Source organism: Mesorhizobium sp. B2-3-6 (assembly GCF_006442305.1).
In the GTDB taxonomy this organism is placed as follows: Bacteria; Pseudomonadota; Alphaproteobacteria; order Rhizobiales; family Rhizobiaceae; genus Mesorhizobium.
This window is the reverse complement of record NZ_VFVW01000001.1, coordinates 1,118,341-1,130,666: the sequence shown is the minus strand read 5'-3', so window position 1 is coordinate 1,130,666 and position 12,326 is coordinate 1,118,341. Positions and strand designations below refer to the sequence as shown.

The window sequence follows — 12,326 nt, the reverse complement described above, 5'->3', positions numbered from 1 at the left end:
TCAACCGTCCAGCAGCGGAGGAGAATGAAATGGCTGGGCTTTATCTCGAGGAGTTCGTCGTCGGCCATGTCTTCCAGCACACGCTGCGCAAGACTGTCACCGAAAGCGACAACATGCTGTTCTCGGTGATGACGCTGAACCCGCAGCCGCTGCATATCGACTTCGATTTCGCCGCCAAGAGCGAATGGGGCAAGCCGCTGGTCAACTCGCTGTTCACGCTCGGCCTGATGATCGGCATTTCGGTTAACGACATCACCGTCGGTACGACGGTCGCCAATCTCGGCATGAAGGAAACGGTGTTTCCGCATCCGGTCTTCCATGGCGACACCATCCGCGTCGAGACCACTGTCGTCTCGGTGCGCGAATCCAGGTCGAAGCCCGATCGCGGCATCGTCGAGTTCGAACATCGGGCCTATAACCAGAACGGCGACCTCGTCGCCAAATGCACGAGACAGGCCATGATGCTGAAGAAGGTAGCCTGATGCGTTCGCTGCTGTTCGTTCCCGGCGATTCCGAGAGGAAGCTGGAGAAGGGCTTTGGCGCCGGCGCAGACGTGGTCATTGTCGACCTCGAGGATTCGGTGGCGCCCCAAAACAAGGCATCGGCGCGAATGACCGCGGCGCGCTTCATCGCCAGCCACAGGGCGAAAACAAGGTCGGCAATCTACGTCAGGGTCAACGACCTTTCGACGGGATTGACGGACGACGATCTTGCGGCGCTTATCCCGGCAAAACCCGACGGCGTCATGCTGCCCAAATCGGCTGGCGGCCAGGATGTCCAGCACCTCTCGGCAAAGCTCAGGCTGCGCGAAGCGGAGAACGGCCTGGCCGACGGCGCGACAAAAATCCTGCCGATCATTACCGAAACACCGGCGGCCGTGCTGGCGGCGGCGAGCTACGCCGGGGCAAGCGCGCGACTTGCCGGGCTGACCTGGGGCGCGGAAGACCTGTCGGCGGCGATCGGCGCGCGCACCACCCGCGACCAACATGGCCGTTACACCGAAATATTCCGCTTCGCTCGCGCCATGACCATTCTCGCCGCCGGCGCGGCGGAAGTCGCGGCGATCGACACCGTCTTCCCGAATTTCCGCGATATGGCGGCCTTCGAGGCCGAATGCAGGGAGGCCGAACGTGACGGCTTCACCGGCAAGATGGCGATCCACCCTGATCAGGTGCCGGTCATAAACGCCGCCTTCACGCCCTCGGTGGAAGCGGTGCAACAGTCGGCGGCAATTGTCGCGGCATTCCAGGCGGCGGGAAATCCCGGCGTCGTCGGCATCGACGGCAAGATGTATGACCGGCCGCATCTGCGGCTGGCCGAGCGGCTTCTGGCACGCGCCCGGGCAGCCGGAATCTCCGCCTGACCGCTACCAGACCAACGGGATCAGGCGGTAGCGGACATGGGCCGCATAGTCGTCATAGCCGCGCAGGCCGGTGCGAAGCGTTTTTTCCTCGATGAATGTGCGGATGGCCAAGAGAACGATGAACACGACGACCAGTGCCAGCCCCCACCAGGAGCCGAGCAGGAGAGCCGTGCCGGCAAAGAAGAGGATGGCGCCGGCATACATGGGATGGCGCACATAGCTATAGGGACCCGTTGTGATCACTTGCTGTCCGCGCTCCGCCTGGATCTTCACGACGGGCGCCGCGAAGCTATTCTCCAGCATCGTCAGATAGCTGATCCATAGTCCGACCAGCAGAACCAGCGCACCGATCGCCTGTACCCAGACCGGAACGACGGACCAGCCGAAGCGGTAGTCGAAACCCATGAAGGCCAGCCAGGCAAATATGCCGAGCAGGAGTATGCTCAACAGAACCTTGTCGGCCGCGGTCTGGTCCTTCTGGATGGGAGAGCTCAGCCGTTCGTTCATCAGCCCGGGATCGCGCCGGGCCAGCGTCACGCCAAGGGTCAGGCTCAGCCCGGTCATCACCGCCAGATATACCCAGGCTCCCGGCCAGGTCAGCGTACCCGCTGTCAGGAAAAGCAGCGCGCCCATGGCGCCGAACCACACGAACGTCTGGAGGATCAATCTCGAGACCATGATCAACCTTCCATGATATTTGCCGTCGGCATTTACCAGCAACAGACTACCGCCGACCCTCAGCGGACTATCGCCCATCCCGCGGCTGGACGAAACGGTCCTGGTGTGCAGAAGGTTTCGTCATGCCGCGTCATCAAGCTCAGGGCGCGTCGTGATGACGGCTCGCCGTCAGGAAAGCACAGTGACTGGGCCCCCTTGCGGGCTAATCCTTGCCCCAACGCGGCCGGCGCATCGAAAACACTTCGTTGACGCTGGCATAATCCATGTAGCCGAGGCGAGCGACATTGCCGGCCTTGCTGATATCGAACAGGCCGTCTTTCAGGTAGGCATCGTCAATATGCACGCCGATCACTTCGCCGGCCACGACGACGGCGCTGGTCGGCGTTCCGTCCAGGGCCTTTGGCCGGAACACTTCGGTCACCTTGCATTCGAGTGCGGCGGGTGCGGCCGCCACGCGCGGCGGCGCGACAAGACGCGACGGCGCCATGGCGAGATCGGCATAAACGAACTCGTTGACGCCGCGCGGCGCGTCGACCGACGTCCGGTTCATCTTCTCGGCGAGATCGCGGCCGACCAGATTGGCGACGAACTCGCCGGTCTCCTGGGCGAAGGAGGCGCTGTCCTTCTCGCCCTCGGAGGAAAACCAGACGATGAAGGGCCTTGTCGAAACGGCATTGAAGAAGGAATAGGGCGCGAGGTTGATCTCGCCGGCCCCGTTCAGGGTCGAGATCCAGCCGATCGGGCGCGGCGCCACGATCGCCTTCGACGGATCATGCGGCAGTCCGTGCCCCCTTTGACGGCTCGTAGAACACTTACCCCGCCCAGGGCCCGGCATAGTTCGCATAAAGCTTTGCCGGATCGGGGCGCGGCCGCTCCGGCGCCGGGCCGCCATAGGAGCCGATATGGACGAAGCCGATTACGCGCTCTTGCGGCGCCAGCCCCAGGATCGCCCTGCCCTCCGGCACGTCCGAATACCAGTTGCTGATCATGTTGGTGCCATAGCCCAGTGCGTTGGCGGCAATCATCAGGTTCATCGCCGCCATGCCGCCGGACAGGAACATCTCCCATTGCGGGATTTTTGGATTTTCCTTCGGCACCGACACGACGCCGATCACCAGCGGCGCGCGCGAGAAGCGCGCCAGCTCCTGGTTGCGGCGGCCATCCGGTAAAGGTCCCTCCCGCTGTTCGGCAAGGGCCGCCAGCTTCCTGCCGATCTCGATGCGGGCATCGCCGCGATAAAGAATGAAGCGCCAGGGCTCGAGCCGGCCATGATCGGGCACGCGCGTGGCGGCGGCGATCATCGTGGCGATCTCGGCGTCGCCGGGCGCGGGCTCCTTCAACTCCGGTATCGGCGCTGAATTGCGGGTCAGCAGGAAGTCGATGATCGGGGACGCCATGGGCGCAAGTCTCCTAAGTTCGATTTTGAGCTGAAGCGCGCCATGGGAATGCGGGGCGGCTCGGGCATCGACGCGGGCGCGCCAGGCTGGAGAGTCGTATCCGTCGGACTCTTAAGCCTTGAAATTGCCACCGCCATGGGCTTCAACGCAAGGCATGTTTGAGGGGGCTTTGCGTCTTTTCCTGATCTGGGTCTGCACCCTGCTGCTCATGGCGCCGGTTTCCTTTGCCGTGGCACAGAACGTGGATGGCGTCAGCGACCTGAAGCTTCCCGGAATTTCGAGCTACGCGACGCCGAAAGGCGAGACATCGCTGGCGCTTGGTGGCGGCGGCGCCATCACCTTGTCCGCGCAATTGACCGACAAGGGAGGCGATATCACTCGCGGTATCGTCTGGCGCGTCTTCAAGCCGGAGGCCGTCAACGGCAAATTGCCGATGGTGGCTTCCGCCCATGGCGGCACGGCGGTCTTCCAGCTCGAACCCGGCAGCTATCTGGTTCACGCTTCCTACGGCCGGGCCGGTGCCACCAAGCGCATCACTGTCGGCAAGGACGCCAAACGCGAGAGCCTCGTGCTCGATGCCGGCGGCCTGAAGCTCGACGCCGTCCTTTCCGGAGGGGCGCGCATCCCGCCAAAGAAGTTGCGCTTTTCGATCTATGAGGGCAATGCCGAACCCAATGGCGATCGCGCGCTGATCATTCCCGACGTCGAGCCCAACAGCGTCGTGCGTCTCAATGCCGGCATCTACCACGTGGTCTCGACCTATGGCGCGGTCAATGCCGTCATCCGCTCCGACATCCGCGTCGAGGCCGGCAAGCTGACCGAAGCCACCGTCGAGCATCACGCCGCCGAGATTACCTTGAAGCTGGTGCGTGAAGCGGGCGGCGAAGCGATCGCCGACACGTCGTGGTCGCTGCTCAACGAATCCGGCGATCCGATCAAGGAAACCGTCGGCGCCTTCGCCTCCATGGTGCTGGCCGAAGGCGACTACACGATCATCGCCAAGAACCGCGACCGGATCTACCAGAAGGATTTCACTGTCGTGGCCGGACAGAACCAGGAAATCGAGGTTCTCGCGACGGAAGCCGCCGCGATGGATCCGGAAGAAGGCGCGGATTAGTCAAAACCCCGGGTAAGCCTGAGGCGGTTCCCTTCGGATCGTCGACGAAATGGACCTAGGCCGCCAGCTTGGCCCGTGCCGGCAGGAATGGAATCCGGCGGCGAGGCACCGGCGGCGCCAGATCGAAGACGCCTTTATAGAGGCGCTCGAGCAGCGCCTTGCGGTCGCGCACGGGCTCCAGTTCGTTCCAGTTCAGCACATCGCCGACACGCACGTCGATCGACTTGCCGGAAAGCCGGGCGAACTCGTGGATAAGCAGCGAAATGCGCAGCGTCAGCGATGCCTTGCCGACGAACTTCGCCACGCGTCCATCACGCTCGGCCATGTTCATGGGACCGCTGACCAGATGGAACAGCCTGCCGTTCTGGCCGGAGAAATGCATCGGCACTACGGAAGCCTTGGCATCCTGTACCAAGCGGGCCGGAAACATCTTCCATGGCAGGTCCCGTGCCCGGCCAAAGCCTTTTGGCGCGGTGGCGACGCCGCCGGCCGGAAACACCACGATGGTGACACGTTCTTTCAAGAGCCGCACAGCCTCGTGACGCACCGCCATGTTGTTCTTCAGAGCGTCCTTGGTCTCGGAAAAGTCGATCGGCAGCGAGTAGGGCTCCATCTCGCTGATCTTGAGCAGATCCTTGTGGATCATGACCCGGAACGGCCGCCCAAGCTGCTCGGCCAGCGACAGAGCGGCAATGCCGTCGCCGATGCCGAAGGGATGATTGGCGACGATCACCAGCGGCGTGTCGGGCAGGTTCTTCGGGGGCCATTGGTCGGGGGTTCGCACCCGCACGTCGATCAATTCGAGCATGCGACTGAACACGCGCTCGCCGGTCGGGACCACCTGGCGGCGCCAAAAATCATAAAGCGCTGCAAACCGATCGCGTCCGGACAGGCCTTCGATGGAATGGATGACCCACCGCGTCAGGACCGGCTGTCGTGGATTGGCATAGGAAAGCTCGGGAAACGGTTTTTCGCGCATTTTCAGCTTGAGCATGAGGGCTTGTTACAAGACTGCCGTGACAAGGATGTGAAAACGGCGGGATGTGAGAACGGCGGGGTATAAAAATGGCGGTGGACTGCTCCACCGCCATTTCGGCTTCAAATACTGTCTGATCAGGCGGCGCGTTGGCGCCGGCGATCGGGCGTGATCGCTTCTTCGGTCAGCTGCGCGACCGCTTGGGCGAGACCCAGCGACTCCTGGTCGCGCGATCCGAGCCGGCGCATGTTGACCGTCTGCTCCTCCGCCTCGCGCTTGCCGCAGACAAGAATGACCGGAACCTTGGCTAGGCTGTGCTCGCGGACCTTATAATTGATCTTCTCGTTGCGCAGATCCGCCTCGGCGGACAAGCCCGCGGCTTTCAGCTTCGCCACCACTTCGTTCGCATAGCCGTCGGCGTCCGAAGTGATCGTCGCCACCACTACCTGCAGCGGCGCGAACCACAGCGGGAAATGGCCGGAATAGTTCTCGATCAGGATGCCGAGGAAGCGCTCCATCGAGCCGCAGATGGCACGGTGCACCATGACAGGCTGTTTCTTCTCGGAATCCGAGCCGATGTAGAAGGCACCGAAACGCTCCGGCAGGTTGAAGTCGACCTGCGTGGTGCCGCATTGCCATTCGCGGCCGATGGCATCCTTCAGCACATATTCGAACTTCGGCCCGTAGAAGGCGCCCTCGCCAGGATTGATCGAGGTCTTGATGCGGTTGCCCGATCGCGTCCTGATCGTCTCCAGCACGCCGCTCATGATCGCTTCGGCGTGATCCCAGGCTTCGTCGGTGCCGACGCGCTTGTCCGGCCGGGTCGACAGCTTCACGCTGATTTCGTCGAAGCCGAAATCGGCATAGGTCGACAGAATCAGATCGTTGATACGCAGGCACTCCGACGCCAGTTGCTCCTCGGTGCAGAAAATATGCGCGTCATCCTGCGTGAAACCGCGCACGCGCATCAGCCCGTGTAGCGCGCCCGACGGCTCATAGCGATGCACATTGCCGAATTCCGCAAGCTTTACCGGCAGGTCGCGATAGGATTTCAACCCGTGCTTGAATATCTGCACATGGCCAGGGCAGTTCATCGGCTTCAGCGCGAAGACGCGGTCGTCATCGGTATCGTCGCCGGCGACCGTCACCTTGAACATGGCGTCGCGGTACCAGCCCCAATGGCCCGACGTCTCCCACAGGCTCTTGTCGAGCACCTGCGGTGCGTTGACCTCCTGGTAGCCCTGCTCGTCGAGGCGGCGGCGCATGTAGTTGACCAGGTTCTGGAACATCTTCCAGCCCTTGGCATGCCAGAAGACGACGCCCGGCCCCTCTTCCTGGAAGTGGAACAGATCCATCTCGCGGCCGAGTTTTCGGTGGTCGCGCTTTTCGGCTTCCTCCAGCATTGTCTGGTAGGCGTCGAGCTGCGCCTGATCAGCCCATGCCGTGCCGTAGATGCGCGTCAGCATCGGGTTATTCGAATCTCCGCGCCAATAGGCGCCCGCCACCTTCATCAGCTTGAAGGCATTGCCGATCTGCCCGGTCGAGGCCATGTGCGGACCGCGGCAAAGGTCAAACCAGTCGCCTTGCGCGTAGATCTTGAGATCCTGATCGTCAGGAATGGCATCGATCAGTTCCAGCTTGTAGCGCTCGCCCTTCTCGGCGAAGACCTTTTTGGCCTTGTCGCGCGACCAGACTTCCTTGGTGAACGGCTTGTTGCGCGCGATGATCTCGCGCATCTTCTTCTCGATCACCGGGAAGTCGTCCGGGGTGAACGGCTCGTTGCGGGCGAAGTCGTAATAGAATCCGTTCTCGATCACCGGCCCGATGGTCACCTGCGTTCCCGGCCATATCTCCTGCACGGCCTCCGCCAGCACATGTGCCGCGTCATGGCGGATGAGTTCCAGCGCGCGCGGATCGTCGCGGGTGATGATCTCGATCTTGCCGGACTTGCCGAGCGGATCGGAGAGATCGCGCACGGTACCGTCGATGGCATAGGCCACGGCCTTCTTGGCCAGCGACTTGGAGATCGATTCGGCAAGGCCGGCACCGGTCATCGCCGCGTCGTAGTCGCGCACGGAGCCATCGGGAAATGTCAGGGAAACGGCATTCAGCATCAGGTATTCTCCTATCCAGTCCCGCAAACGAGCGCGGGTGGTGAAATGCAGGTCGTCAGCTGTTCGAGGCTGCGACCTGCCAGGTAGCCGGAGGCGTCCGGCGGCGGCAGTCTTTTATGGGCAGATGCCGCCGCCGTAAAGCCTCGGCTATTTAATCAGCATTGGCAGGTCCTTCAGGAAGGCCGCGCGCGTCGCGAGCCCCTTCGGCATGTCGCTCCGCTTGGTGTCTACGACAAGTCGGGCAAACACGATCTGGCGGCCGTCTTTCTGCGCCCAGCCGACGAACCAGCCTAGCGAACGCCTGTCCTTGCCGCCCTCCCCGACCCTGGTGCTGCCTGTCTTGCCCTGGACGGTCCAATCGCCGGCCTTGAAGCTGGGTATGACGGCTTTCGTCATGTCGTGAGCCTTGGCCGAGACCGGCATCTTGCCGGCGAGCAGCTTACGCAGGAAATCGACCTGCTCGACCGGCGTGATCTTGAGCGAGGAGTTCACCCAGGAATGAGTCAGGCCGTCATTCTTGCCGGGATCGCCGGAAACGTCCGCATTGCCATAGCCGAACTTCGAGACGTAGCCGGCAAAGCTCTCCGGTCCAAGCCGGCGGGTGATCTCGCGCGAATACCACAGCACCGAGTCCCGCTCCCAGATCGTCGGATCGACGGTCTTGTGGTCCCGCTTGACCGCCTTGAATTCAGGCTTGTAGTCCCAGCTCGGCGTGTGCTCGTCGCTCAGTATGCCGGCATCGTAACCGATCAGCGACAGCGGCACCTTGAACGTCGAGGCCGGGCTGAATCGCTGATCGCAGACGCCGTTTTGGTAAAGCGTCTTGCCGCTCTGCGCATCGGCGATCAGCGTGCATTGCACATCCCCGAGCGGCGCCGACTGCGCGCGCATCGGAAATCCCAGAAGCCAGGCAAGCAGGAACAGGACTCCGGCAAGGATGAAGGGAAGACGGTCGACATTGCGCATTGGATGCTCGCTCCAGAGGGGGTTCGGCGAGCGGCTTAGCGAGGTCTCTTGTCTCGATTTTGTCTCAAATTCGCAGTTGTTGTGCAGGCTGCCGTTAACCCTACCAGATCGTAAACGGTTGCCTTGAAGAACTGACCGGCACTCAGCTTCGCGCCTCGTCGCGTTTGCTGCCGATCCGCCAATATCGCCACGGCGTGAACCAGACATACCGATCCGCCAGAACCTCCGGAACAAGGTCGACGCCATGGGTGCCGAATGGTCCGCAGCGCAGAACCCTGAAAAATCCCATCCAGCCGCCGGCCCAAAGGCCATGGCGGGCGATCGCCTCATGCGCGTATTCCGAGCAGGTCGGCAGGTGACGGCAGGAATTGCCGATGAAGCTGGACAGCGTCAGTTGATAGAGGCGCACCAGCGACGTGCCCAACACCCGGCCGGGGGTCTTGCGCCACGGGCCGGACCAGTTCCGGCCTTGCCGCGGCGGCCCGGCTGTATGTGTATGCCGATGCTGGTCGCCCACTGCGATCTCCGTCTTTCCACACGATAGATGTGGGCTTCATCGGGAGAACGCAATCCCGCCCCTGCTTGCGGAGCTTTCACGGGCGGAAGCGGCGAAGTGGCTGCCGATCAGCCGGCGGTGCCCATCGGCAGGGGCTAGACTGCTCCTCGTAACGCTTTCGACAGGTTCTTTCGTCACGCCACTGAAAGGTTGCAATCCGCATCATATCGCCAAGAATCTCCAGCAACTGGATCATGGCCGTATCTCCTTGGCGACGAGTAGACCGCCGCTGGCCTTCGCCTTCAAACGAGTATAATTTCCACTTCGGATAACCCTGGGTTATGCGAATGAAGCGTGGGCGACTGCCGCTGACGGCCTTGAGGAGCTTTGAAGCAGCCGGGCGGCACCTGAGTTTCAGCAGGGCGGCCGAGGAGCTTTTCGTCTCGCAGGCAGCGATCAGCCGGCAGATCCGCGAGCTCGAGATCTTTCTGCGCCGGCCCCTGTTCGAACGTCACCATCGCCGCGTCGAACTGACCGATGCGGGCCGCCAGCTGCTCAGTCAGCTGGTCAGGAGTTTCGACGCCATCGACGCCCTGCTTTCCGAGTTGGTGGCGGCTCCCGCGCAGACAGTGGTTCGCGTCAGCGTCGAGCCGTCTCTGGCATCGGTATGGCTGGTGCCGCGGCTCAACCGTTTTCGCCAATTGCGGCCCGACATCGACGTCGCGCTCGAAGTCGATCCAAGGCTGATTGAGTTTCGCGGCGACCAGCCTGAACTTGCGTTACGCTTCAGTGCGCATGCTGCCTCGTGGCCGCGCAGCGAGGCCGAGCAGCTTGCCTCGACGGTCGATTCACCGGTTCTGTCGCCGGCGCTGCTTGCCGCGGGGCCTCCCCTCGACAAGCCGGCCGACCTTGGCCGCTATACGCTGTTGCATGAGGAAAACCGACAGGGTTGGGCGCGCTGGTTTGAGGCGGCTGGTGTGCCTGCCGACGCCGTGCCCGCGCGCGGTCCCATGCTGGCGGATGCATCGCTTTCGAAGCAGGCCGCCCTGCTCGGACACGGCGTGGCGCTGGGCGATCTCCTGCAGATCGGCGAAGAGCTCGCCTCCGGCACGTTGGTCAAGCCGTTCGACATCGACGTCGCGTCCGGCGCCTATTGGCTGGTGGCCAGAAGCCTGCGCGATCTCCCCGAGCCAGCCGCCGCGTTCGCCGACTGGGTGAGAAGCGAATTCGCCGAAAGCAGACGGCTCCAATAGGCCGCCAAATGGGCTATCAGGCGGCTTCTTCGGCGCGCTTCTTCTCGATCTGACCAATCGCGTCGACCACCGCGTCGAAGGTCAACATGGTCGAGGCATGGCGCGCCTTGTAGTCGCGCACCGGTTCCAGATATTTGAGATCGGCGAAGCGGCCTTCCGGCGGCGCTCCGTTCTCTTTCAGCATTTTCAGCATGGTCTCGCGCACCGCGCGCAATTCGTCGGCCGTAGCGCCAACCACATGCTGCGCCATGATGGAGGACGAGGCCTGGCCGAGCGCGCAGGCCTTCACGTCATGTGCGAAATCGGTAACCACGCCGTCTGCCATATTGAGATCGACGGTAACGGTAGAGCCGCACAATTTGGAATGTGCCCTCGCGCTGGCGTCGGGATGATCGAGCCGGCCGATCCGTGTGATATTTCCGGCAAAACCGAGAATTTTCGCATTGTAGACGTCGTTGATCATTATTTTCCAGTCCGTCGCCGCCAAGCGAACAGCGTTTGCCGCTGACGCGTCTTTCTTTCGCTCGTCATGACCATATATAATGGTGGCAGTCCGGTATCGACAAGGCGACGAAAAGCCCACGTCTTTGCCGCAGTTTGCTCACGCCGCTTACGGGGCTGGAAACCGGGCGAGTTTCCGACGCCGAAAGGTCGTGGTCCGTTCAACTCGTTCCTCCTGAGAGAGGGACTACGGGAGACGCCTTTATGGATGCCGTTATCAAGAAGTTCATGCCCCAGTCGGCCTACATGGAAAAGCCCGTCACCGACCGGCCGAGCGAGGCCGAGGTCGAGGCTGCGGTCCGCACGCTTTTGCGCTGGACCGGCGACAACCCCGATCGCGAAGGGCTGGTCGACACGCCCAAGCGGGTGGCCAAGGCCTATCGGGAAATGTTCGGCGGCTATGACATGTGCCCGGCCGAAGAGCTTGGCCGCACCTTCGAGGAAGTGGCTGGTTACGACGATCTTGTCATCGTCAAGGACATCCAGTTCCATTCGCATTGCGAACATCACATGGTGCCGATCATCGGCAAGGCCCATGTCGGCTATCTGCCGGACGGCAAGGTCGTCGGCCTGTCCAAGATCGCGCGCGTGGTCGATATCTTCGCCCACCGCCTGCAGACCCAGGAAGCCATGACCGCGCAGATCGCCGGCGTCATTCAGGATGTGCTCAATCCGCGCGGCGTTGCCGTGATGATCGAGGCCGAGCACATGTGCATGGCCATGCGCGGCATCCGCAAGCAGGGCTCCACCACGCTGACCTCGACCTTCACCGGCGTGTTCAAGGATACTCCCGAAGAACAGGTTCGTTTCGTCACCATGGTGCGTGGCGGTGGGGTGTAAGCCGCCTCGCCCGGCATCGTCGGGACCATGATTCCGAAAGTGGCTACCGGTTTTCGGATAATCATGGTCAAACAGGAAGATAGCCCGGCGATGTCGGCACTGGAATTTCCGAAGGCTCCCTCAGACAAGAAATCGCTGGAAGAAGGCGCGGTGTTTTCACCGCGCTTCGATGCCGCCGGCCTGGTCACCGTCGTCGTCACCGATGCGGCAGACGGCGTGCTTTTGATGGTCGCGCACATGAATGCGCAGGCTCTGGCGTTGACGCTTGAAACAGGTATCGCCCACTACTGGTCGCGTTCGCGCAATGCGCTGTGGAAGAAGGGCGAAACGTCAGGCAATCTCCAGCATGTCATCGAGGTGCTCACGGATTGTGACCAGGACGCCATATGGTTGCGCGTCAAAGTGCTAGGCCACGACGCAACTTGTCACACAGGCCGGCGTTCCTGCTTCTATCGGACGGTGGGGCTGATCGACGGCAAGGCGATGCTTGCCGACGATGGCAGCGAGCCCTTGTTCGATGCGGAAAAAACGTATCGGAAGCTCCCGTGAATAACCAGCTTGAACCTTTTGCCCGCAGCCAACCACATAGATTCACCATTTCGATACGGCCCGCCTATATATTAGC

At 62.3% G+C, this 12,326-nt stretch carries 13 protein-coding genes and 1 pseudogene; 6 read left to right on the top strand and 8 right to left on the bottom strand.

The genetic code is table 11. From position 1 onward, the window contains the following. Window positions 1-29: 29 nt before the first annotated feature. Complete coding sequence (locus tag FJ953_RS05445; protein ID WP_140623417.1) at window positions 30-482, top strand: MaoC family dehydratase; 453 nt, start codon at window positions 30-32, stop codon at window positions 480-482. Then, window positions 482-1,363 (top strand): CoA ester lyase, encoded by an 882-nt coding sequence (locus tag FJ953_RS05440; protein WP_140495837.1) that lies wholly within the window; start codon window positions 482-484, stop codon window positions 1,361-1,363. The genes FJ953_RS05445 and FJ953_RS05440 overlap by 1 nt, the downstream gene beginning before the upstream one ends. Window positions 1,364-1,366: 3 nt before the next feature. Here FJ953_RS05440 and FJ953_RS05435 read toward each other — a convergent pair whose 3' ends face one another. The 3 genes and pseudogenes from FJ953_RS05435 to FJ953_RS05425 all read right to left on the bottom strand — a co-directional run bounded on the left by FJ953_RS05435 (window position 1,367) and on the right by FJ953_RS05425 (window position 3,438). After that, window positions 1,367-2,041, bottom strand: a complete 675-nt coding sequence (locus tag FJ953_RS05435) for an isoprenylcysteine carboxylmethyltransferase family protein (protein WP_140495836.1) — start codon at window positions 2,039-2,041, stop codon at window positions 1,367-1,369. A gap of 202 nt (window positions 2,042-2,243) precedes the next feature. Further along, window positions 2,244-2,853 (bottom strand): annotated as a pseudogene (locus FJ953_RS05430) (flavin reductase family protein). Next, window positions 2,854-3,438 (bottom strand): nitroreductase, encoded by a 585-nt coding sequence (locus tag FJ953_RS05425; protein WP_140623415.1) that lies wholly within the window; start codon window positions 3,436-3,438, stop codon window positions 2,854-2,856. 154 nt (window positions 3,439-3,592) lie between these two features. Between FJ953_RS05425 and FJ953_RS05420 the strand changes: the two genes are divergently transcribed. Then, window positions 3,593-4,555: a hypothetical protein gene (locus FJ953_RS05420; protein WP_140623504.1), complete on the top strand. Its 963-nt coding sequence runs from the start codon at window positions 3,593-3,595 to the stop codon at window positions 4,553-4,555. A gap of 55 nt (window positions 4,556-4,610) precedes the next feature. Here FJ953_RS05420 and FJ953_RS05415 read toward each other — a convergent pair whose 3' ends face one another. From FJ953_RS05415 to yidD, 4 genes are all read right to left on the bottom strand, one after another. Next, window positions 4,611-5,549 (bottom strand): GNAT family N-acetyltransferase, encoded by a 939-nt coding sequence (locus FJ953_RS05415; protein WP_140623413.1) that lies wholly within the window; start codon window positions 5,547-5,549, stop codon window positions 4,611-4,613. A gap of 119 nt (window positions 5,550-5,668) precedes the next feature. Further along, the gene (thrS, locus tag FJ953_RS05410; RefSeq protein WP_140623411.1) at window positions 5,669-7,645 is read right to left on the bottom strand and encodes a threonine--tRNA ligase; all 1,977 of its coding nucleotides are present in this window, start codon (window positions 7,643-7,645) and stop codon (window positions 5,669-5,671) included. A 147-nt stretch (window positions 7,646-7,792) separates the two neighbouring features. Then, window positions 7,793-8,611, bottom strand: coding sequence for a class D beta-lactamase (blaOXA, locus tag FJ953_RS05405; RefSeq protein ID WP_140623409.1), 819 nt, complete (start codon window positions 8,609-8,611; stop codon window positions 7,793-7,795). Between the two features lie 142 nt (window positions 8,612-8,753). Then, window positions 8,754-9,128, bottom strand: a complete 375-nt coding sequence (gene yidD, locus FJ953_RS05400) for a membrane protein insertion efficiency factor YidD (protein ID WP_140579725.1) — start codon at window positions 9,126-9,128, stop codon at window positions 8,754-8,756. A 326-nt stretch (window positions 9,129-9,454) separates the two neighbouring features. On the opposite strand from yidD, the gene FJ953_RS05395 reads away from it, so the two are divergent. After that, a complete protein-coding gene (locus FJ953_RS05395; protein WP_140579727.1) occupies window positions 9,455-10,360 on the top strand; it encodes a LysR substrate-binding domain-containing protein in 906 nt (301 codons plus the stop codon). Between the two features lie 16 nt (window positions 10,361-10,376). On the opposite strand, the gene FJ953_RS05390 is transcribed toward FJ953_RS05395, so the two are convergent. Beyond that, window positions 10,377-10,823 carry an iron-sulfur cluster assembly scaffold protein gene (locus FJ953_RS05390; protein WP_140495827.1) on the bottom strand — a complete coding sequence of 149 codons (447 nt, stop codon included), beginning with the start codon at window positions 10,821-10,823 and terminating at the stop codon, window positions 10,377-10,379. A gap of 242 nt (window positions 10,824-11,065) precedes the next feature. On the opposite strand from FJ953_RS05390, the gene folE reads away from it, so the two are divergent. Continuing rightward, window positions 11,066-11,701 (top strand): GTP cyclohydrolase I FolE, encoded by a 636-nt coding sequence (gene folE, locus FJ953_RS05385; protein WP_140517057.1) that lies wholly within the window; start codon window positions 11,066-11,068, stop codon window positions 11,699-11,701. Between the two features lie 90 nt (window positions 11,702-11,791). Continuing rightward, a complete protein-coding gene (gene hisI / locus FJ953_RS05380; RefSeq protein ID WP_140521255.1) occupies window positions 11,792-12,250 on the top strand; it encodes a phosphoribosyl-AMP cyclohydrolase in 459 nt (152 codons plus the stop codon). Window positions 12,251-12,326 lie beyond the last annotated feature (76 nt).

What these genes read in the sequence shown, in the direction of transcription:
- FJ953_RS05395 (WP_140579727.1), top strand. Translation starts at nt 9,455, where the DNA reads ATGAAGCGTGGGCGACTGCCGCTGACGGCCTTGAGGAGCTTTGAAGCA.
- folE (WP_140517057.1), top strand. Translation starts at nt 11,066, where the DNA reads ATGGATGCCGTTATCAAGAAGTTCATGCCCCAGTCGGCCTACATGGAA.
- FJ953_RS05420 (WP_140623504.1), top strand. Translation starts at nt 3,593, where the DNA reads ATGTTTGAGGGGGCTTTGCGTCTTTTCCTGATCTGGGTCTGCACCCTG.
- hisI (WP_140521255.1), top strand. Translation starts at nt 11,792, where the DNA reads ATGTCGGCACTGGAATTTCCGAAGGCTCCCTCAGACAAGAAATCGCTG.
- FJ953_RS05445 (WP_140623417.1), top strand. Translation starts at nt 30, where the DNA reads ATGGCTGGGCTTTATCTCGAGGAGTTCGTCGTCGGCCATGTCTTCCAG.
- FJ953_RS05415 (WP_140623413.1), bottom strand. Translation starts at nt 5,549, where the DNA reads ATGCTCAAGCTGAAAATGCGCGAAAAACCGTTTCCCGAGCTTTCCTAT.
- FJ953_RS05425 (WP_140623415.1), bottom strand. Translation starts at nt 3,438, where the DNA reads ATGGCGTCCCCGATCATCGACTTCCTGCTGACCCGCAATTCAGCGCCG.
- thrS (WP_140623411.1), bottom strand. Translation starts at nt 7,645, where the DNA reads ATGCTGAATGCCGTTTCCCTGACATTTCCCGATGGCTCCGTGCGCGAC.
- FJ953_RS05440 (WP_140495837.1), top strand. Translation starts at nt 482, where the DNA reads ATGCGTTCGCTGCTGTTCGTTCCCGGCGATTCCGAGAGGAAGCTGGAG.
- FJ953_RS05390 (WP_140495827.1), bottom strand. Translation starts at nt 10,823, where the DNA reads ATGATCAACGACGTCTACAATGCGAAAATTCTCGGTTTTGCCGGAAAT.
- blaOXA (WP_140623409.1), bottom strand. Translation starts at nt 8,611, where the DNA reads ATGCGCAATGTCGACCGTCTTCCCTTCATCCTTGCCGGAGTCCTGTTC.
- FJ953_RS05435 (WP_140495836.1), bottom strand. Translation starts at nt 2,041, where the DNA reads ATGGTCTCGAGATTGATCCTCCAGACGTTCGTGTGGTTCGGCGCCATG.